We start from the raw sequence: 20,808 nt of genomic DNA, 5'->3' as shown, positions 1-20,808 counted from the left end.
TGAGGAATTGTGACAAAAATGTTACTATGAGTGTAACATCCCAAGTGAAACTTTCCGGGTTGTTACAATGATTTGTATAGGCTTTCAATACAGTATAATAAGCGTTTTATAAAAAAGTAAGAGGCTAAATGAAAGAGGGGTTGGGGAGAAATCATGGAGAGAAAAAACACAGGAAACGAAGCTCCTTGGCATAGTTTTTTTGGACCTAACTTAGGATATGTCATGGAATGGTATGATCAGTATCAAGAAGATCCTGAATCAATTGACCCTGAAGTCAAAGCGTTTTTTGATGAGTGGGGAACACCGCCTTCTCTAAACAAAAGCAGCAGTCAAAATGAAGGGGTAGGAGTCGATTATACGGATCCTGCACAAATTGAAAAGATTGCAACAGCTGTGAAGCTAGCAACTTATGTGCGTACTTATGGTCATCTCTATGCATCTATTTTTCCGCTTGAGAAAAATAAAACTGAGATGGCACTGCTGAAACTTGAAAATTTTGATTTGACAGAAGAAGATGTGAAGCGCATTCCGCCTCATGTTCTCTGTCCAAACGCACCAGATCATATCAAACAAAAGGATGGTTTGGCTGCTTATCACTATTTAATTGAAGTATACACGAAAAAAATTGCTTTTGAGTACCAGCACGTACATAACCGAGAGGAGAATGCTTGGTTAAAAGAGATGATTGAATCGGGTAAAATATATCGTTCTCTTTCTGCTGATAAGAAAAAATCTGTTTTAAAACGATTAACGCAAGTAGAAGGGTTTGAACAGTTTTTACATCGTTCTTTCGTAGGCCAAAAGCGCTTCTCTGTTGAAGGAGTTGACATGCTTGTTCCGCTTCTAGATGAAGTTGTGGAACACGCTGTTCACAATTTAACAAAGTCTATTAATATTGGAATGGCGCACAGAGGACGTCTTAATGTACTTGCTCACGTGCTTGGAAAACCATATGAACTCATTTTCTCAGAATTTCAGCACGCGCCAAATAAAGAGGTTGTTCCATCTGAAGGTTCAATTGGAATCAGCTACGGATGGAGCGGTGACGTAAAATATCACCTTGGTGCTGACAAACACATTAGTGAACAAGATCATTCATTTAAAACACGCTTAACATTAGCAAACAACCCAAGTCATTTAGAATACGTAAACCCTGTTGTTGAAGGTTACACAAGAGCTGTGCAAGATGATCGTACAGGAGCGGGATATCCTTCTGTTGATTCCACAGCGTCACTTGCTGTTTTAATTCACGGTGATGCAGCGTTCCCAGGGGAAGGAATTGTTGCAGAAACGCTAAACTTGAGCGGGTTGAACGGCTATCATACAGGTGGAACGATTCACGTTATTGCGAATAACAAAATTGGTTTTACAACAGAGAGCGTTGATTCTCGCTCAACTAAATACGCAAGTGACTTAGCAAAAGGATTTGAAATGCCGATTATTCACGTCAATGCAGATGATCCAGAAGCATGTTTAGCAGCGGCTTATCTTGCATTTGAATATCGTAAAAAATTCAAAAAAGACTTTATCATTGATCTTATTGGATATCGTCGCTTTGGTCACAATGAGATGGATGAACCATCTGCAACACAGCCTAAAACATATGAGCTTGTACGCGCTCACAAAACGGTGAAGAATTTATATGCAGAGCAGCTTCAAAAAGAAGGCGTTGTAACTGAGGAAGATGTGAAAGCAATTGATGAAAAAATTGAAGAGCGTCTTCAAGAGGCATTCAACAAAACGCCTGATAAAAAATCGTTCCAGCCACAGGAAGTGCCTGAAATGCCTGAGCGTCAGCTTCCACCAATCGAGACTGCTGTTGATGGAGAACAACTCCTTGCTCTTAACGATCAGCTTGTGAAATGGCCAGAAGGATTTAGCGTGTTTAAAAAGCTGCAAAAAATCCTTGAAAAGCGTGCTGCTAATTTAAAAGACAATGGAAAAGTAGATTGGTCACTAGGAGAAGCACTTGCGTTTGCCACAATCTTAAAAGACGGCACACCAATCCGTTTAACAGGGCAAGATTCAGAACGCGGTACGTTTGCACATCGTCATATTGTTTTACATGATGAGAAAACAGGAGATGTTTACTCACCGCTTCATACGTTAGAAGATGTGAACGTTTCATTTGCTGTTCATAATAGCCCGTTAACAGAAGCAGCTGTTGTCGGATTTGAATATGGATACAATGTGTTTGCTCCTGAAACACTTGTTATTTGGGAAGCACAGTTCGGTGATTTCGCGAACGCAGCACAAGTTATCTTCGACCAGTTTATCACAGCAGGTCAAGCAAAATGGGGACAAAAATCAGGTCTTGTTATGCTTCTTCCACACGGATATGAAGGTCAAGGCCCTGAACACTCAAGCGCACGCTTAGAACGTTTCCTACAGCTTGCAGCTGAAAACAACTGGGATATTGCGAACGTAACAACTGCGTCACAGTATTATCATATTCTGCGTCGCCAAGCGGCTCTATTGAAACATGATGACATTCGTCCGCTCGTGATCATGACGCCGAAAAGCTTGCTGCGCAATGCTCACAGCGTATCTTATCTTGATGACTTGAGCAAAGGTGAATTTAAACAAATCTTACAAGAAGAAACAACAGGAAAACAAAAAGAAAAAGTAGAGCGTATTATTATGTGTAGTGGTAAAGTCGCTATTGATTTACGCGATACAGTTCAAAAACAAGAAGAAGAAATTGATTCTGTTCATATTTTAAGAGTTGAAGAGCTTTATCCATTCCCGCTTGCACAGGCACGCGAGATTCTAGCACAATATCCGAATTTAAAAGAGCTTGTATGGGTACAGGAAGAACCAAAAAATATGGGACCATGGTCATATGCGTATCCTCGTCTTCAGGAAATTGTTCCAGAAGGTGTTGAGATTGGCTATGTTGGACGTCGTCGCCGTTCAAGTCCTTCTGAAGGGGATCCAACTGTTCATAAGAAAGAACAAGAACGTATCGTAAACGAAGCACTAAAACTAACTAATCATGTATTAAGACGTTAGAAAGGGGCCAGGACAATGGGAGAGATCAAAGTACCAGAATTAGCAGAATCAATTACAGAGGGCACAATTTCAGAGTGGCTAAAAAAAGTAGGCGACAAAATTGAGCGCGGTGAATATATTGCAGAGCTTGAAACAGATAAAGTAAATGTTGAAATCACAGCTGAGGAGTCTGGCGTAATTACAGAATTTCTGAAAGAGCCTGGTGATACTGTTCACGTTGGTGAAGTGATTGCTCGCTTAGATGAAAGTGGAGAAGGCGGAGGCGAAAGTACATCTTCTTCTGCATCAGAAGCGAAAGAAGAAGCATCACAGGCTGAAGCGCCAAAAGAAAGCACAACAGCTGTAGCAACGAAGGAAGTACCAAAAGAAGAAGCAAAATCAACAAACCGTACGATTGCTTCACCGGCAGCTCGTAAACTTGCTCGTGAGCGCGGCATTAAACTTGATGATGTAAAAACAACAGATCCAATGGGGCGCGTTCGTAAACATGATATCGAGTCACATGAGAATAAACCAGCAGCTAAACAGCAAAGTGCACCTCAGCCACAAAAACAAGTACAGCCACAAGATCCACAGAAACCGGAAGAACGCATAAAAATGACGCGTCGACGTCAAACAATTGCTAATCGTCTTGTAGAGGTTCAGCAAACAGCAGCAATGCTGACAACGTTTAATGAAATTGACATGACAGCTGTTATGGCTCTGCGCAAGCGTCGTAAAGATAATTTCTTTGAACAGCACGATGTTCGTCTTGGATTCATGTCTTTCTTTACAAAAGCAGTTGTGGCTGCTCTAAGAAAGTTCCCGCTCTTAAACGCTGAAATTCAAGGAAATGAGCTTGTTCTGAAAAAGTATTACGATATTGGTGTTGCCGTATCAACTGATGATGGTCTTGTTGTTCCAGTTGTACGTGATGCAGATCGTAAAACATTCTCTGATATTGAAGGAGATATTTTAGATAAAGCGAAAAAAGCGCGTGATAATAAATTAACGTTAAAAGATTTACAAGGTGGAACATTTACGATTACAAACGGAGGAGTCTTTGGTTCTCTTCTCTCAACTCCAATTTTAAATGGCCCACAAGTGGGGATTCTCGGTATGCATAAAATTCAACTTCGTCCTGTTGCAATTGATGAAGAACGTTCCGAAAACCGTCCAATGATGTATATTGCTCTATCATATGATCACCGTATTGTAGATGGAAAAGAAGCGGTAAGCTTCCTTGCTACAATTAAAGACTTATTAGAAGATCCAGAAACACTTCTTCTTGAAGGATAAAGAAAAAACAGCCTCTCCTTATAAGGAGAGGCTGTTTTTTGTTACACTAAACATACTAGAAAGAAGGGAGCGATAAAGTGAAAAAGCTGTTACAAATTCTTAAAGAAATCGATGGGAAAGGATATCCAAACTATAAAAGGATACAAGGGAGATACAAGTGGCCACATTATGAGGTAGCTGTTAACTATGTGCAAAGAGATCCCTTTGCAAGTCCATCTAAAATTTGTTTACATATTCCTTTGAAAAATATAGAGATAAAAAAAGAGTGGCTAAGAGATAAATACCGTGAAATATGCTGTAAAGACCATATTACACGGCTTATACATAAAAGCTTAAAAGAAGAAGCGGAAAGAGCAAAAGGGTTCGGAAAAAGTGGAATGATTCTAATTGATTATCCCGGACAAGAAGTGCTCAATCGAACTTCTGTTACTTTTTCCGCATCACTGATGACTGTCACACTGTCAGTTGGCTTACCTGCAAAAGGACGCCGGATTTTAGGGAAACAAGCTGAGCTCATTTTCAAGACTCTTCTACCTGCTATTGTAGAAAAATCCATTTTTCAAATGAATATAAAAGAATTAGAGATGGCGATTATCCTCACTGATCAGCAGCAAGCTATTCGTGCTTATTTAAAAGAACATGGACTTGTTTCGTTTGTCGCTAATGGATCCATCCTTCCTCGGAAAAGCGGTGTGAGTGAGCTACCTTTACAAAAAGCTATTCCTTTTCAAAGTCCAGAAGAATTAGAGATTGCCATTCCTATTCCACATACAAAAAAGCATTTAAGGGGAATGGGAGTAAAAAAAGGGATTACGGTTATTGTTGGGGGAGGTTATCATGGGAAAAGTACGCTTTTACAAGGAATTGAAAGAGGTATTTATAACTATAGAAAAGGAGACGGCCGTGAGTTTGTGATTACGGAAAATACGGCTGTCAAAATTCGTGCTGAAGACGGGCGAAACGTTGAAAAATTAGACATTTCTCTATTTGTAAATAACTTGCCAAACGGAGGGAGTACAGCAGAATTTTCAAGTGGAAATGCAAGCGGAAGTACGTCCCAAGCGGCAAATATTATTGAAGCGCTTGAAGCAGGGGCAGGGACTTTAATTATTGATGAAGATACAAGCGCTACAAATTTTATGATTCGCGATATGCGAATGAAAGAACTGATTTCCCCGCAAGAAGAACCAATCACCCCTTTTATTGATCGAGTAAGTACCCTTTACGAGCAAGAAGGAATATCATCTATTCTTGTGATGGGGGGATCTGGGGCATATTTTGAAAAAGCGCATACTGTTTTAAAGCTCAATAATTACAACTGTACGGACGTTACAAATCAGGCAAAAGACATTGCGGCTAAATACCCTGAACAACAGAGATATGCAGTTACGAAACATCGAGTACGAAAAGAAAGAATAGTGAGACCTGAAAGTTTACAAAGTGAGCAAGGAAGAAAACGAATGATAAAAGTTCGTTCAAAAGATACGATTCAATATGGAAAAAGCATCATTAACCTCCACTATGTAGAACAGCTTGTAAATGAAAGTCAAACAAGAGCAATTGCAGGAATTCTTAGTCATATAGAACGAAAAAATCTGCTTTGTTCTTCAAAAACGATGAAAGATTTATTGAAGTGTGTTCAACAAGAAATGGAAAGACACGGCTTGAAACATTTTGCAATCTCAAAAAAAGGTGAAGGAGAATTAGCAGAGCCTCGGGCACATGAAATCGCAGCAGCGTTAAACAGGCTTCGTTCCCTCTCTATGATATAAAAAAGAAGAGAATCTTTTCTCTTCTTTTTTATTGTGTCTTTTCCCCTAGTCCTAATCTTTTATATAAGACTTAATTCCCTTTTTATTTATAGATACAAAGCATTACAGTATATTTCAATCTTTAAACAATGAAGAAAAGAAGGAAAGAAAGGCGTGGGTTAAAGAAAATTTACAAAAAATAAATTTTCTTCATATTTCTAATGTTACAGATAATTTTCGATTTTTGTTACATTAAACATGACAAATTGATTATGTCCTGGAGAGTACTTATGATTCTTTTCGCATCTTTACAAGTAGTTATGTGCGGAAAATGCACGGAAGTTCCCTACGTTAAAGAGCAAATAGTCCCCAAATTCCTTTATTTATCATCTCTTTGTGAACAATAATACAAAATTTACAATTCCCTTTACATGGTAAAGACGTTTGATAGAACTCATATGTTTTCTGTGCTAAATTATTTCCCGGGTACCCACTACAACAAAATATTTCGAATGATAAAGAAAGGGGCGAGAGTATGGCACTCATTATTATATGTGCCGTTTTACTTCTTTGCTTAGGAATGTGGGATTATAAGCAGCATTTAAAACGAATCCACGCTGTGCCAATCCGCGTGAATATTAATGGAATCCGTGGAAAATCAACTGTTACACGATTAGTAACTGGAGTTGTAAAAGAAGCGGGTTACAGAACAATTGGTAAAACAACCGGAACGTCCGCTCGAATGATTTACTGGCATACGAGCGAAGAAGAACCAATTAAGAGAAGACTTGAAGGACCAAACATCGGAGAGCAGCGCCGTGTTATGAAAAAGATTGAAGATCTTGAACCAGATGCTCTGATTTGCGAATGTATGGCTGTTCAGCCTGACTATCAAATTACGTTTCAAAATCAGCTTTTACAAGCGAATGTCGGCGTTATTGTAAACGTACTAGAAGACCATATGGATGTTATGGGACCAACGCTTGATGAAGTTGCTCAAGCCTTTTTAGCCGCTATCCCTTATAATGGTCATCTTGTGACAATCGAAAGCCCTTATTTAGATTATTTTAAAGAAGAAGCGAAAAAGCGTAATTCAGAAGTCATCGTAGCAGACAACTCTAAAATTACAGAAGAATATTTACGCAAGTTCGATTACATGGTATTTCCTGATAATGCTTCAATTGCATTAGCTGTAGCCGAAGCGCTTGGTATTGATGAAGAAACAGCTATGCAAGGAATGCTTAATGCTCAGCCAGACCCAGGTGCAATGCGTATCGTCCGTTTCGGAGAAGATGAAGAAAATCCAGCCTTTTTCGTTAATGGATTTGCGGCAAATGATGCCTCATCTACGCTTAAAATATGGGAGCGTGTGAGTGAATTAGGTTATAGTACAAATCATCCTATTGTAATTATGAATTGTCGCGATGACCGTGTTGACCGAACAATTCAGTTTGCTGAAGACGTTCTACCTTACATACCATCAGAGATTGTCATTGCAATTGGTGGAACAACATCTCCAATTAGCGACGCTTATGAACGGGGCGATCTTGATACAAATCAATATTTTGACCTTGAAGGATATTCAACAGAAGAAATTATGGAAGAACTAAAACCATACTTAAAAGGACGCGTTGTCTACGGAGTTGGGAATATTCACGGCTCTGGTGAACCACTTATTGAAGCAATCAACAACATGCAGTCTGTTCGTAAAGCAGGTTAATTTAGGAGGAAAAAGATGTTTGGTGCAGATTTATATATTGCATTAGTACTTGGCGTTACGCTCAGTCTACTTTTCGCAGAAAAAACAGGAATTATTCCAGCAGGTCTTGTTGTACCGGGGTATTTAGCTCTTGTATTTGACCAACCAGTTTTTATATTAGTTGTTTTATTTATTAGTATTTTAACATATGTGATTGTAATGTATGGAATTGGGCGATTTGCGATTCTTTATGGAAAGCGTAAATTTGCTGCAATGCTTATCGTTGGTATTTGTTTAAAGCTTGTTTTTGACTACTTTTATCCTGTTATGCCATTTGAGATTCAAGAATTCCGTGGAATTGGAATTATCGTACCTGGTCTTATCGCGAACACAATCCAAAAACAAGGCATTCCGTTTACAGTTGGAAGTACGCTCCTTTTAAGCGGCCTAACGTTTGGAATTATGAACTTGTACTACTTTATTTAAGGTGTTGATCCCAAATGGATAAAAAAATAAAAAAGCTAAATTTTCAGGAAAAAATTCTAATCTTTATTAAAAAAACAAAACCAAAAAACGGTAAGTATGTAGCCATTTTAACACCACTTATTATCATTGCACTTGTTTTGTCAGCTTGGTTAACACGTACAGAAGATACAAAAGCCGTTGTTGAACAACAACAGTACAAAGCAAAGATGACCTTAGTTGGAGACTTGATGCTTGGGCGTTTCACAGAAAATATTGTGGATAAGCACGGGGCAGATTATTTATTTGAGCACGTGCAGCCTTATTTAAAAGACTCCGATTATATGACAGGAAACTTAGATGTTCCTATTCTAACAAAAGATGAAAGTCAGTATGAACCACTTAATAAAGATCTTCTACTTTCAACTGACAAGCGTTCTTTAAAATCGATAAAGAATGCGGGATTCAGCGTGTTGAACTTAGCAAACAACAACGCGATGAACTATGGGGAAAAAGGGTTAAAAGATACGCTAGCATCGCTTCAGGAAGAAGGCATTGATAGCGTTGGTGCAGGTGAAAATGCAAGCAGTGCTAAAAAAGTTTCGTATCAAGATGTAAATGGGTTAAAAGTTGCAACACTTGGCTTCACAGATGTCCGCTCTGAAGGCACAGAAGCAAAGAAAAATAAAGCAGGTGTTGTTTACACTGATCCAGATGTACTTTTTAACGAAATTGAAAAAGCAAAAGATCCGAAACAAGGGAACGCAGACCTTGTTGTTGTGAATGTTCATTGGGGGCAAGAATATGACATGGAGCCAAGTCCACGTCAAGAAGCTTTAGCAAAAGCAATGGTTGATGCAGGAGCAGATATGATTGCAGGTCATCATCCACATGTTTTATCTTCCTTTGACGTATACAAAGACAGCGTGATCTTTTATAGCTTAGGTAACTTTGTATCTGATCAAGGCTGGTCAAATACAAAAAATACCGCTCTTGCGCAATATAAACTAAAAGAAGATGGAACAGCGTATGTAGATGTTGTCCCACTTCGAATTGAAGAAGGAAGTCCGCGCCCTGTTGACAATTGGTGGTATAAGAAACAAATTTTCAACAGCTTAACAAAAGGCGTATCTAAAGGAGTTCTTTGGGAACAGAAAGACGATAAAATTCGCATATTCTTAAATCACAACAAAGTCATCGATAAAAGCTAGGTTAGGAGGGGAGATATGAGTAAGAAAAACATTCTAAAAATCGTCATTGCTATCGTTCTCGTATCTTCACTATTTTTAGCTGGTCAAACGTTATGGAAAAGAACCATTGGTGCACAGGATTATGGCGTGAGCAGCTCAAATCCGATTGCTACGAAAGTTGGCATGAATGTGCTTGAGAATGGAGGAAACGCAGTTGACGCAGCCATTGCGATTTCATACGCGCTAAACGTTGTAGAACCATACGGATCTGGAATTGGCGGCGGCGGTGGGATGCTCATTTCTCCTTCTGACAAAAAAGCAACGTTTCTTGACTACCGTGAAGAAGCTCCACAAAAGATTGATGGAGAGCGTGAAGGAAACTCAGGAGTACCTGGGTTTGTAGCAGGTATGGCGTACGCTCATGATAAATACGGTTCACTAAATATGAACGAGCTTTTAAATCCTGCTATTCACTATGCAAAAGAAGGGTTTAAGATAAATGAACCGCTCTCCTTTGCAATTCAAGAGCACGAAAAAAAGCTGAATAACAGAGAAGCGTTTTATCCTGATGGAGATCCTTTAAAGCAAGGGGACGTACTCAAGCAGCCCGAACTTGCTGAAACGCTCGAAAAAATTCGAGATGAAGGAGCTTCAGCCTTTTATAAAGGTTCTATTGCAGAGGACATTGAAGAAGAGGGTCACATTTCAACAAACGATTTACAAGATTATGAGGTGAAAGAGCGAGATCCTGTTGTAGGGAAATATGGGGAAAGCACAGTGATTTCAGCACCACCTCCATTTTCAGGAACAACACTTATTCAAATGCTCATGATGATGGATGATGCAAACCTTTCTTCTATTAAAAGTGATAGCTTGTTTACTCACTATATGGGACAGATTACAAAGGCAGCATACAAAGACCGAATTGAAAAGCTTGCAGATCCTGAGTTTGAAAATCAATATGCACAAGATTGGACAAGCTCTCAATATGTGAATCTCTTAAACCGACAGCTTAACTCCACTAATGCGGGAGAACAGTATGAGGTTGATAAAGAGCATGAAAGCACAACGCATTTTGTTGTAATGGACAAAGAGGGTACCGTTGTTTCAACAACAAATACGCTAAGCGACTTTTTCGGTTCTGGGGACTACACAAACGGCTTTTTCCTAAACAACCAGCTTCAAAACTTTGGTGATGGAGTAAATCGTATTGAATCAGGAAAAAGACCAAGAACATTTATGGCCCCAACAGTTGTGAAGACAGAAGAGGGGACAATTGGAATTGGTTCACCTGGTGGAGATCGAATTCCACAAATGGTTGCTCAAGTACTCTATTATCATATGAGAGAAGGAAAGTCATGGAGCGATGCTGTAAAACATAAGCGATTCGCCTTTGATTCTATCACTCTTGAAGAAGAAGATTCTCTAACGAAAAGAGAAAGCGCAGCTCTAAAATCTTATGGATATAAGCTTGGAAAAAGTGATAACCCGATGCACTTTGGCAGTGTGCAAGTTCTTCAGAAAGATGAAGATGGTCATATAATAGGAGAAGCTGATGCACGTCGAGGTGGGAATTGGGCTAAAAAATAAAGGGTAATAAAAGGAGAGAAAATCATGACTATTTTAAAAAGAACATTTGGTATTGTATTGCCGATCGCTATTGTTGCTGGACTTTTATTCACACTTGGAGAGTTTAAACATACAGAAACATTAACACCGCAAGAACAAGAACAGATTGACGTTCAACTTGCTAAATAAATAAATGAAAAAGCTTAGCAGATAGCTAAGCTTTTTTTGTGTAAGAAGATATTTTAATTTGTTTTAATATTCTGTCACATGGTACGATAGAAAGAAAGAGTACAAAGGGTGACAAGGGATGGATGAAAAGTATGCGGTTGTTCAGAACGCTGAAGAGCTTTATCATCAAGGTAATGAAGTAGGGGTATTAGTGCTCCATGGGTTTACAGGCACAACGCAAAGCGTGAAACCTGTATATAACGTGCTAAAGGATAAAGGATACACTATATATGCCCCGCGCCTTAAAGGGCATGGGACGCATCATGAAGATATGGAAAAAAGCACGAAAGAAGACTGGCTTTCTTCTGCTCAAGAAGGATATGAAAAACTAACCGAAGCATGTGAACGTATATTTGTAACAGGCCTTTCGATGGGTGGGACGCTAGCCCTTCATTTAGGTACTCAATACCAAAATATCGCAGGCATTATTCCGATTAATCCGGCTATTGATATGCCTCATTTAAAACAGCAGAGCGAGACAGAGGCTCGCTTTTTAACCGGAATCGGGTCTGATATTAAGAAAGAAGGCGTACACGAACTTGCTTACGAAAAAACACCTGTTGCTTCAATAAGAGAGCTCACTGCATTAATGGAGAAAGTGAAGAACAAACTACATCAAGTGACATCACCGCTTCTTTTGCTTTCTTCTAAAACGGACAATGTTGTTCCACCCCATAATAGCCAATATGTTTTCAGCAATGTTGAAAGCAAGCAAAAAGAAATGGTAACGCTGCCAAATAGCTTTCATGTTGCAACGCTTGATCATGATCAAGGCTTTTTATGTGAAAAAATTGTAAAGTTTATTAGTGAAAGATGTTAGCCTCTTTTTTTTAGAGGAAGAATTCGGTACAATAGAACGGACAAACTTAAAGGAGTGTACGTTCATGATTCATCAAAACTGGAAAGACCGTCCAACAATTAAAGAAATTAAATGTGTGCATACAAATGCAAGTAAATATATGGTTGAAAACGTACTAAGCGTAAATAAAACATATGAAGTAAAAAACGAAACAGAAGAGTTTTATTTCGTTGTTGACAACACAGGAAAAGTTGGCGGCTATTATAAGGAATATTTTGAAGAATAAGCATTTGCTTATTCTTTTCTTTTTACAGAAAAGCCAAGCGTTTTACGCTTGGCAATAGTGACTAAGAGCAAGAAGAGGGAAGATATAGTTATAGCTGTGATAGCGAATATAAAACTGCTCTGGTAAGCCAATTCCTGTTGGATATGTTTTTGCTTTATGAATATGCGGGGTTAAGAGAAACTTTACTCCGTTTTTAATTGTGACGTGTTCCTTTGGCAAACATGTTAAAAGAGCATCAAGTGCCCATGATGTTTGAGAAGGAGTACTAAATGAAAGAGGGACGTATTTTTTAACTTCAGAGCTTCGGCAAGATTCGCCCCAACCTCCGTCTTGACGCTGATGTTTTTTAAGAAAGAGAACGCCTTTTTGGATATGAGGGTCATCAATTGGCACCCCAACCGCTCTCATTCCTGTTAAAGCAGCCCATGTGCCGTAAATATAGCAAACTCCCCAACGTCCATACCATGAACCATCTCTCTCTTGCTGATCACAAAGCCACTTCACAGCTCGCTTTACGGCTGGATGTTTTTCTGTTAAACCAGCGAATTTTCCGAGAAACTGAAGCACTCGCCCTGTTAAATCTGCTGTTGAAGGATCAATAATAGCGTCTTCTGCATTTTTTAACGGAATATGAGTTAGGAGCTGAAAATCGACGTTTTTTTCGAATGCCGCCCAGCCTCCGTCTCTATTTTGCATAGACAAAAGCCAATCAACGCCTCTATTCCATGAGCTAAGATACCGAGTATCGTGAACGCTTGGAGCGGTGATAGCTCTGAGTGCGGCAGACGTGTCATCAAGATCGGGGTTTATCGTATTGTTATGTGAAAACCCCCAGCCTCCAGGTGCTATGTGAGGATTGTGAACAGCCCAGTCGGCTACTTTTTTGTGCTGCTTATTTAATAGGTAGAAACTCGCTTTTTTTATCATTGGATCCTTATAACTCACACCGCTTTCTTGGAGAGAATAAGAAAGCAATGCTGTATCCCATACGGTTGATGTTGAATTTTCAAGATGATCCATGCCGTCAACAGTTGTGACGAGCTTTTTTAGACCATTTATGGCATTGATAATAAGAGGAGAGTTTTTTTCATATCCTAATGCTAGTAATCCATAAATCATAAAAAATGTAGCCGTTGCATAGCTGTACATGGTGCCGTCATCTTCAATTCGGCTAATCATATACGATTCCGCTTTTTTATAGCCTGCTTGGTGCATGTAACTTGGTAAGTTACGCAATCGTTTTAAATAAAAAAACAGGTCTTTAATAATGAATCGTTCATCTTCAACATTCCATTCTTCTTCAGCTCCTTCACGTTCATAAAGAGAGTAGATGCTATGATTGCTCGGGATGGAAAACTTTTTGTTAGCAGCGATCATCATTGGTACAAAATGAATACGCGCATACGTGCTTAACGAAAAGAAATTAAGCGGAAAAGACGTTGGGATATTCAGGATGGTCATCGGTACATAAAAAAAGCGCGGCCATGGATATAAGCCGTTTGCACAAAGCATCCATTTCGTTAAAAAATGAGCTTTTTTCACACCACCATTTTGCTGAATAAAGCGCTCTGCTCGTTTCATATGCGTTTCTTCTTTTGAAGAAGCTCCTGCTACAAGGAGAGCTGTATATGCTTGAATGGTTGCTGACAAATTGCCTTTCTGCTCGTCTTCATAATGTCGCCATGTACCGTCTTTATGCTGAAGGGAAAGAATCCGCTTAGAAAGTTTGGCAATTAAGGGCTCTTCTTCAACTCCAAGTGCTCTTAAGGTTAAAATCATATAGGCATCAGACATAACGCCTGTTTCAAAAGGAAAGAGCCATGAACCATTCTCTTGTTGAAGTTCGCGGAGCTCCTTGATAAGATGAGTTGTATGCTGTTTTGCTTGTTTAGTCCACACGTTATCTCGCCACCTTAAAAATGTCTTTATAATTTTATATTCAAAATTTTTTTTACTTATGTAAACAACGTGGGGAAAAAAGAAACGATTGTGAACGATGAGGAACACTGTTTGAAAGCTTAAACATTGATAGTAAGAAAACAATCATATTTAATAAACAACCTCTAATGGGATAACCTAAAGAGAGAAATGTAGGTGAGGAGTTATGCTAATGCAATGTGAATCAAGTCAAGACTTAAAAAACCTAGTTGATGAAGCTAGAATTTATACAAAAGAAGGACAAGTTGCTCAATACATACCGGCTTTAAGAGAAGCAGATCCAGATAAATTAGCTGTTGCTGTCTACTATCCAAATGGTAACTGTTATGCAGCGGGAGATGTTAAACATAAGATGACGCTACAAAGTATCTCTAAGGTCATTAGTTTAGCGCTAGCGTTAATGGATAGAGGAGAAGATTTCGTGTTTGACTATGTAGGGAAAGAACCTACTGGTGATCCGTTTAATTCAGTTATTAAATTAGAAACGATTTCACCTTCTAAACCTCTGAATCCAATGATTAACGCAGGAGCATTAGCTGTTACACATATGCTCATGGGGAGCAGCGTAGAAGAAAGATTTAATCGCCTTTTAGACTTTGTTAAAGAACTTACAGACAAGCCTACGATTACATATAATAAAGAAATTGCTCAGTCTGAATTTGAAACAGCTGAATTAAACAGGGCTCTCTGCTATTTCTTAAAACAGCATGACGTCATTAACGAAGATGTTGAAGAGTTAATGGAGCTATATACAAAACAGTGTGCAATTGAAGTTGATTCTGTAGACTTAGCGAGAATTGGCAGCGTGTTTGCAATGAACGGCGTTGACCCAAGAACAGGAGAACAAATCATTCCAGCTAATATCGCAAGAATATGTAAAACATTTATGGTGACGTGCGGGATGTATAATGCTTCTGGAGAGTTTGCAATTGATGTTGGCATTCCAGCCAAAAGTGGCGTATCCGGCGGTGTAATGGGAGCTGTGCCTAATCGCTGTGGTATTGGTATTTATGGTGCTGCACTAGATGATAAAGGGAACAGTGTAGCAGGTATTAAGTTGTTAGAAATGATGTCTAGAAAATATGCGTTGAGTATGTTTTAAAAACTGCCGAGGATTCGGCAGTTTTTTTATGTGAAAGGGGAGTGCTTTTTTCTCTTTAGTTAAATTAAGAAGGGATTTTAAGGAAAATAGGCTCATGAGTTGCTATTTGTATTCTGGTAGAATTATGGGATTAAAGTAATTTTCATACATAAAAGAACTTTGAATTTATTTAGTAAATGCTTATCTAAAGTGATGATTGCGAGGTTAAGAAGGAAAAAATGAAGAGAGTTTTACTTGTTTTTTTAGTAATAGGCATTATTGTTGGTTTAGGATGGGGATATTTTACTTTTAAGAAACATCAAATAGCCAAAGAAGTGGAAAACCAACTGGAAAGTCGAATGGACCGTCAATTTACCGTAACAGATATTCAGAGTTCCAAAGATGAATCAGGTAGTTATTATTATGTGACAGTGAAAATGGAAGGGGTTAAGAAACCTTTTACATTTCAACAAGAAAAAGAAGCAATTGGTAACTTATATAAGTATGAGGTAATTGAAGCATTATGGGATAGACAGTATGCAAAACAAATAAAAGAAATTATACAAAGCCACCCATTTAATGTGAGAGACATAGAAGGAACAGTGGATATTGATCGGAAAAATCCTATTAATATTAAAAATGTACCAAGGATTCAAGAGGTACGTACAAAATATGGGAAGGAAGCTATGGTAGATACCATTATTATAAACTTGTCAGATAACCATCCTTTAGATGCTAAGCAACAAGCTAGAGAGAACGAAAAAGTATTTTATCTCTTAGAAGATTTACGAGCTCACAGTATGAATAGCAAACTTTTTCTAGAAGTTATCTATAAAGATGATCAACAAACTTATAGAGTAGCTATTAACAACAAGAATCAGGATATCTACTATAAAGCAGAGGATATGAAAAAAGCTCTTATAAAAACACAGGAGCAGGTGAAGAAAACTTACAAAGAGGATTGATGACAACATAAGAATTAAAATTAGAAAAGGTATGGGATAGCGTGTGCCTTGATGAAAAATTGGAGACATAGTACATATGAAAAATTTAAAATTAGTCATTAATGTTATCATTATAGCTTTGATTGTGATTGGGGGAGCTTGGCTGTATTTTGCATATAAAGAAAATCAAATAGCCAAAATGATTGAGAAACAGTTGGAAAATCGAATGAATCGAGAGTTTCATGTAACAAATGTCGATGAGTTTTCCAACGGAGGAGGAGAATACTACTATATCACAGTAGAAATGGCAGGACTTAAGAAGCCTTTTAAAAAGGAAATGTTTAAAAGTGCTGCTGATAATCTCCCGAGATATGCAATTATTGATGAGTTGTGGACACGACAATATGAAAATGAAATTAAACAAATAGTAAAACAGCATCCGTTTGATATTGAAAGAATAGAAAGCAATGTAGGTGTAGACGAGGATCCTAATGTAGATATTTACAATATACCAACAATTGAACAAGTAAGGGAACAGTATGGCAAGAAGGCTATATATGATGAAATTACCTTATATATTGATTATAAATATCCGCAACAAACTGATTTACAGGAAGAAGAGAACCAAAAGATTTTTGATCTTCTTGAAGATCTAAGGGATAGAAATATGGATAATAATTTGGCTTTGACTATTCAATATAAAAACTATACACAAAGATATGAGATTTTGATTAATGATGTTCAAAAAGATACATATCATCGTTCGGAAGATATAAAGAAGGCACGTGTTTGAGGGGAAAGATGAAAGTTACAGAAAAAGAATGAAAAATTATTTAATCTCTTTAAAGAATTAGAGCAGCACAACATCCATAATTATCTTTCGCTAACTATTAGCTCAGATATAAAAGTGATACTCAAATTTATAGAATTAGTATACAGGATTCAAAGAATGATATTTATCATAAAGCAGAAGATTTGAAAAAACATGGTTCAAACACAGGATAAACTTATGGAATATAACCAAGATTTAAGGAAATAAAAGGTGCAAATATGAAAACATTAATGAGAGTAATTATTGTTATATTTTTAATTATTGGAGGGGGATGGGTTATTTATAGTAGTAAAGATCATAAGATAGAAAAATCAATCCAAAAACAACTTGAAAGTCGGATGGATAGAAAATTTAAAGTTACAGATATACAAGATGTATCCTCTGAAAATGGAGAAGCCTATCGTGTGATGGTAAAGATGGAGGGAGTTAATAAACCTTTTCCGATGAGTATTACACCAAATGAAGTAAATAATCTATATAAATATGAAGTTATCTTTGAATTATGGTCACGCCAATATAGGGAAGAAGTAAAAGGTATTGTAGCAGAACACCCTTTTAATATTAAAAATATTCATAGTAGTATTGGATTAGAGGATGATGTGGACATAAATATTGAAGATGTACCAAGTATTCAGAAAGTACGTGAAAAATATGGGGATGAAGTTGTTATATACAATGTCACTCTAACTACAGATGATGTTTATCCAGTTGATACAAGTCTACAACAAATGGAAGACAAAAAGATTTTTAACCTTCTTCAGGATTTCAAAGAAAAGGGGATGGGACATAATCTTGCATTAACGATTTATTATGCAAATTCTTCTCAAACCTATAATATTTTAATTAATGAGGTGAAAAAAGATGTTTATCATACTCCACAAAATATGAAGAAGGCGAGATTGAAAACACAAGAAGAAGTTGCAGAATCAAATGAAGCAGCTCAATCTTAGATAAGGAAAATGGTAACAGAAATTTTTGAGCATTAGTTTAGAGCTACTTTTTAAAATAAGTAATACGAAAAGAGAAGAACATATGAAGAAATGGATTATCATTGTAAGCACTTTATTACTGTCTATGGGGATAATGTGGGGAAATCATACATATAAACAAAATAAGATAGCTAAAGAAGTGGAATCCCAACTCGAGAGTCGAATGAATCGTCAATTTACCGTAACAGACATCCGTAGTTCTAAAGATGAATCAGGAAGTTATTATCATGTTACAGTGAAAATGGCAGGAGTTAAGAAGTCTTTTACTTTTCAACGTGAGAAAGAAGCAATTGGGAATTTATATGAGTATGAAGTGATCGAGGAATTGTGGGACAGACAGTATACACAACAAATAAAAGAAATTATAAAGGGGCATTCTTTGAATGTGAAAGGCGTCGAAGGAACATTTGGAGTTGATAGTGAAGAGCCTATTAATATAAAAAATGTGCCGAGTAGTCAAGAGGTGCGTACGAAATACGGGAAGGAAATCATCATTAATACAATTACTATACATCTATCAGATAACTATCCCTTAGAAGCTAGGCAACAAGAGAAAGAGAATGAAAAAGTATTTAATCTTTTAGAGGATTTACGAACTCATAATATGGATAATAATCTGTTCTTGGATATTATTTATAAAAATAGTCAACAAAGATATACAATTACTATTAATAAACACCAAGGGGATAAATATCATACTCCTGAAGATATGAAAAAAGCCCTCGCAAAAACGCAAAAACAAGTCGAGCAAACATACAGAAAGTAAATAGTAAAAAGGAAGAGAGGAACATGTTATTCTGTTCCTCTCTTCCTTTTATCAAAGTTTAATATAAATGAGGAACAAGATATGAAAAAAATTCTATCAACTCTACTTATTCTAGGAATAGCAACATGGGGTTATTTTGCATTTAAAGAGCATCAAATAGCTCGAGAAATTGAAAAACAGCTCCACAGTCGAATGGATCGAGACTTTAATGTTACGAAAGTTAATAAGGTTGTAGATGAATCAGGAGAAATTTATGAAGTAACTATTAAAATGGAAGGTATTGAGAAACCTTTTGAAATATGGTTCCCGACTATTGCGGTAGACTCACTATATGAATATGCTGTCATTAGTGAACTATGGGATCGACAGTATGAAAAAGAGGTAAAGAAGATTATAAAACAACATCCTTTTAAAATTCAAAAAGTAGAAGGTAATGTAGGCATTAAAACAGATGACAAAATTAACATTCGCCATGTTCCTAATATTCAACAGGTAAGAAAGAAATACGGGGAAGGTGTCATGATCGATAATATATATAGGGGTAAATACACCTTATCCAACTGATACGGTTTTGCAGGAAAAAGAGGACGAGAAAGTATTTAACCTTCTTCAAGACTTTGAGAGTCATGGTATTCATAATTATTTATCTTTAACGGTCAGATACAAAAACAATACCTAGGTCTATGACATTGGTATACATAGTGCTAAAAGTGATATTTATCACAAACCAGAAGATATGAAAAAAGCAAGAGTGTTAACTCAAGACAAAGTAATTAAATACAACAAAGAATTAGAAAAATAAACAAGCTAAAATATCTTTACAATATAAATACCTTAACATGACATAAAAGCAGTAGAGAAAGAAATAAGTGATTTGAGGGAAAGGACAAATAAGATAGTCAAAGAAGTAGAGGAATTATGGGAAGGGTCACATGCTCCCCAAGCATCTATGCTTCATTCAGTATATGGAGAGGGAGGAGACTATGTTGCGAGACAGGAGAAAAAAATAGATAAGTTAAGAAACCAATTAGAAGATTTAAATGCCATGAAAGAAGTATTAAAGATGGAAGAAGAAAGAGGATACAAAGGTAGGGATATGGAAATATTGGAAAGAATGATGAAGTTTAAAACAGCTCTTGATTAAATATTAAATTGATACGCATAGAGGGATATAAATATGAAGAAACTAATCGGTGCTATTCTAATCTTATTTGTAGTAATTGGTGGTTTATGGATATTTTCTATATTTAAGGACCATCAAATAGCAAAAGATATAGAACATAAATTAGAAGAACGTATGAATCGTGAATTTAAAGTTACGAATATAGTAAACTATAATGATGGATCTGGTGATTATTATGGAGTAACAGTGAAAATGGAAGGGATAAAAGATCCATTTACACTTGAACAAAATGAAGATGCCCCGACCTCTCTTTTTCGTTATGATGTAATTAGTGAATTATGGAGGCGACAATATCGTCAACAAATAAACGAGATTATTAAGCAACATCCTTTCCAATTTGAAGATATAGATGGAACAGTAGGAATCCAAAGAGAGAAACCAGTTAAGATTAAGAATGTACCAAGTATTCAAGAGATAAGGGAGCAATATGGAAAAGAAGCCATAATTGATAATATTGATATTAGGGTGAAAACAGCATTTCCTACAAATAGTAGTCAGCAAGAAAGTGAAAATGAGAAAGTTTATAATCTTCTTCAAGATTTACGAAATCACGAAATGGATGGTAATCTTTCCTTAACAATAGAATATAAAGGGTCAACTCAAATATATAAAATACTAATTAATGATACTCAGAAAGACATTTATCATAGTCCAGAAGACATGAAGCAATCATGGTATAAAGACCAAAAAGCAATTGAAGAACTGAATAACAAATTAAAAGCAAAAAGAGAAGATAAAACGTAATTGTATATTGATTAAGAATATTACTTCTCAAAGGGCTTTATAATTGATATTACTGCC

Annotated in this window: 19 protein-coding genes; 18 read left to right on the top strand and 1 reads right to left on the bottom strand. The window is 36.9% G+C overall.

The features are described from left to right. Positions 1 to 153: 153 nt before the first annotated feature. From sucA to MOC86_RS18890, 10 genes are all read left to right on the top strand, one after another. Positions 154 to 3,012, top strand: a complete 2,859-nt coding sequence (gene sucA / locus MOC86_RS18935) for a 2-oxoglutarate dehydrogenase E1 component (RefSeq protein ID WP_268585544.1) — start codon at positions 154 to 156, stop codon at positions 3,010 to 3,012. A 15-nt stretch (positions 3,013 to 3,027) separates the two neighbouring features. Then, positions 3,028 to 4,290 carry a 2-oxoglutarate dehydrogenase complex dihydrolipoyllysine-residue succinyltransferase gene (gene odhB / locus MOC86_RS18930; RefSeq protein WP_268585543.1) on the top strand — a complete coding sequence of 421 codons (1,263 nt, stop codon included), beginning with the start codon at positions 3,028 to 3,030 and terminating at the stop codon, positions 4,288 to 4,290. Positions 4,291 to 4,367: 77 nt separating this feature from the next. Beyond that, a complete protein-coding gene (locus MOC86_RS18925) occupies positions 4,368 to 6,062 on the top strand; it encodes an ABC-ATPase domain-containing protein (protein WP_268585542.1) in 1,695 nt (564 codons plus the stop codon). 514 nt (positions 6,063 to 6,576) lie between these two features. Then, positions 6,577 to 7,761, top strand: a complete 1,185-nt coding sequence (pgsB, locus tag MOC86_RS18920; protein WP_268585540.1) for a poly-gamma-glutamate synthase PgsB — start codon at positions 6,577 to 6,579, stop codon at positions 7,759 to 7,761. A gap of 15 nt (positions 7,762 to 7,776) precedes the next feature. After that, positions 7,777 to 8,226 (top strand): poly-gamma-glutamate biosynthesis protein PgsC, encoded by a 450-nt coding sequence (pgsC, locus tag MOC86_RS18915; RefSeq protein ID WP_019393394.1) that lies wholly within the window; start codon positions 7,777 to 7,779, stop codon positions 8,224 to 8,226. A 14-nt stretch (positions 8,227 to 8,240) separates the two neighbouring features. Next, positions 8,241 to 9,413 carry a CapA family protein gene (locus tag MOC86_RS18910; protein ID WP_268585538.1) on the top strand — a complete coding sequence of 391 codons (1,173 nt, stop codon included), beginning with the start codon at positions 8,241 to 8,243 and terminating at the stop codon, positions 9,411 to 9,413. A 15-nt stretch (positions 9,414 to 9,428) separates the two neighbouring features. Continuing rightward, complete coding sequence (locus MOC86_RS18905) at positions 9,429 to 10,982, top strand: gamma-glutamyltransferase family protein (protein WP_268585537.1); 1,554 nt, start codon at positions 9,429 to 9,431, stop codon at positions 10,980 to 10,982. A gap of 24 nt (positions 10,983 to 11,006) precedes the next feature. After that, positions 11,007 to 11,150 (top strand): CapE family protein, encoded by a 144-nt coding sequence (locus MOC86_RS18900; RefSeq protein WP_019393397.1) that lies wholly within the window; start codon positions 11,007 to 11,009, stop codon positions 11,148 to 11,150. 118 nt (positions 11,151 to 11,268) lie between these two features. Further along, on the top strand, positions 11,269 to 12,009 hold the full coding sequence (locus MOC86_RS18895; RefSeq protein ID WP_268585536.1) for an alpha/beta hydrolase: 741 nt from the start codon (positions 11,269 to 11,271) through the stop codon (positions 12,007 to 12,009). 64 nt (positions 12,010 to 12,073) lie between these two features. Beyond that, positions 12,074 to 12,274, top strand: a complete 201-nt coding sequence (locus tag MOC86_RS18890) for a DUF6501 family protein (RefSeq protein ID WP_019393399.1) — start codon at positions 12,074 to 12,076, stop codon at positions 12,272 to 12,274. A 42-nt stretch (positions 12,275 to 12,316) separates the two neighbouring features. Here MOC86_RS18890 and shc read toward each other — a convergent pair whose 3' ends face one another. Further along, complete coding sequence (gene shc, locus MOC86_RS18885; protein WP_268585535.1) at positions 12,317 to 14,173, bottom strand: squalene--hopene cyclase; 1,857 nt, start codon at positions 14,171 to 14,173, stop codon at positions 12,317 to 12,319. Positions 14,174 to 14,384: 211 nt separating this feature from the next. On the opposite strand from shc, the gene glsA reads away from it, so the two are divergent. The 8 genes from glsA to MOC86_RS18845 all read left to right on the top strand — a co-directional run bounded on the left by glsA (position 14,385) and on the right by MOC86_RS18845 (position 20,751). After that, positions 14,385 to 15,314 (top strand): glutaminase A, encoded by a 930-nt coding sequence (glsA, locus tag MOC86_RS18880; RefSeq protein ID WP_268585533.1) that lies wholly within the window; start codon positions 14,385 to 14,387, stop codon positions 15,312 to 15,314. Between the two features lie 218 nt (positions 15,315 to 15,532). Further along, the gene (locus MOC86_RS18875) at positions 15,533 to 16,258 is read left to right on the top strand and encodes a hypothetical protein (RefSeq protein ID WP_268585532.1); all 726 of its coding nucleotides are present in this window, start codon (positions 15,533 to 15,535) and stop codon (positions 16,256 to 16,258) included. A gap of 76 nt (positions 16,259 to 16,334) precedes the next feature. Beyond that, positions 16,335 to 17,030 carry a hypothetical protein gene (locus MOC86_RS18870; RefSeq protein ID WP_268585531.1) on the top strand — a complete coding sequence of 232 codons (696 nt, stop codon included), beginning with the start codon at positions 16,335 to 16,337 and terminating at the stop codon, positions 17,028 to 17,030. Between the two features lie 257 nt (positions 17,031 to 17,287). Continuing rightward, positions 17,288 to 18,019, top strand: a complete 732-nt coding sequence (locus MOC86_RS18865; RefSeq protein WP_268585530.1) for a hypothetical protein — start codon at positions 17,288 to 17,290, stop codon at positions 18,017 to 18,019. A gap of 82 nt (positions 18,020 to 18,101) precedes the next feature. Continuing rightward, on the top strand, positions 18,102 to 18,824 hold the full coding sequence (locus tag MOC86_RS18860) for a hypothetical protein (protein ID WP_268585529.1): 723 nt from the start codon (positions 18,102 to 18,104) through the stop codon (positions 18,822 to 18,824). An 81-nt stretch (positions 18,825 to 18,905) separates the two neighbouring features. Beyond that, positions 18,906 to 19,388 carry a hypothetical protein gene (locus MOC86_RS18855; RefSeq protein ID WP_268585528.1) on the top strand — a complete coding sequence of 161 codons (483 nt, stop codon included), beginning with the start codon at positions 18,906 to 18,908 and terminating at the stop codon, positions 19,386 to 19,388. A 310-nt stretch (positions 19,389 to 19,698) separates the two neighbouring features. Continuing rightward, positions 19,699 to 19,968, top strand: coding sequence for a hypothetical protein (locus tag MOC86_RS18850; RefSeq protein WP_268585524.1), 270 nt, complete (start codon positions 19,699 to 19,701; stop codon positions 19,966 to 19,968). A gap of 33 nt (positions 19,969 to 20,001) precedes the next feature. Next, a complete protein-coding gene (locus MOC86_RS18845) occupies positions 20,002 to 20,751 on the top strand; it encodes a hypothetical protein (RefSeq protein WP_268585523.1) in 750 nt (249 codons plus the stop codon). The last annotated feature ends 57 nt before the right edge of the window (positions 20,752 to 20,808 follow it).

The organism is Priestia endophytica (assembly GCF_026790145.1).
GTDB classification, from domain to species: domain Bacteria; phylum Bacillota; class Bacilli; order Bacillales; family Bacillaceae_H; genus Bacillus_I; species Bacillus_I endophytica_A.
This window is presented reverse-complemented; position numbering and strand designations above follow the sequence as displayed.

Coding starts and splice junctions, on each gene's coding strand:
- MOC86_RS18845 (WP_268585523.1), top strand. CDS start 20,002: ATGAAGAAACTAATCGGTGCTATTCTAATCTTATTTGTAGTAATTGGT.
- odhB (WP_268585543.1), top strand. CDS start 3,028: ATGGGAGAGATCAAAGTACCAGAATTAGCAGAATCAATTACAGAGGGC.
- MOC86_RS18855 (WP_268585528.1), top strand. CDS start 18,906: ATGAAAAAAATTCTATCAACTCTACTTATTCTAGGAATAGCAACATGG.
- MOC86_RS18905 (WP_268585537.1), top strand. CDS start 9,429: ATGAGTAAGAAAAACATTCTAAAAATCGTCATTGCTATCGTTCTCGTA.
- MOC86_RS18865 (WP_268585530.1), top strand. CDS start 17,288: ATGAAAACATTAATGAGAGTAATTATTGTTATATTTTTAATTATTGGA.
- MOC86_RS18890 (WP_019393399.1), top strand. CDS start 12,074: ATGATTCATCAAAACTGGAAAGACCGTCCAACAATTAAAGAAATTAAA.
- pgsB (WP_268585540.1), top strand. CDS start 6,577: ATGGCACTCATTATTATATGTGCCGTTTTACTTCTTTGCTTAGGAATG.
- MOC86_RS18895 (WP_268585536.1), top strand. CDS start 11,269: ATGGATGAAAAGTATGCGGTTGTTCAGAACGCTGAAGAGCTTTATCAT.
- MOC86_RS18900 (WP_019393397.1), top strand. CDS start 11,007: ATGACTATTTTAAAAAGAACATTTGGTATTGTATTGCCGATCGCTATT.
- MOC86_RS18870 (WP_268585531.1), top strand. CDS start 16,335: ATGAAAAATTTAAAATTAGTCATTAATGTTATCATTATAGCTTTGATT.
- sucA (WP_268585544.1), top strand. CDS start 154: ATGGAGAGAAAAAACACAGGAAACGAAGCTCCTTGGCATAGTTTTTTT.
- pgsC (WP_019393394.1), top strand. CDS start 7,777: ATGTTTGGTGCAGATTTATATATTGCATTAGTACTTGGCGTTACGCTC.
- MOC86_RS18910 (WP_268585538.1), top strand. CDS start 8,241: ATGGATAAAAAAATAAAAAAGCTAAATTTTCAGGAAAAAATTCTAATC.
- MOC86_RS18875 (WP_268585532.1), top strand. CDS start 15,533: ATGAAGAGAGTTTTACTTGTTTTTTTAGTAATAGGCATTATTGTTGGT.
- glsA (WP_268585533.1), top strand. CDS start 14,385: ATGCAATGTGAATCAAGTCAAGACTTAAAAAACCTAGTTGATGAAGCT.
- MOC86_RS18860 (WP_268585529.1), top strand. CDS start 18,102: ATGAAGAAATGGATTATCATTGTAAGCACTTTATTACTGTCTATGGGG.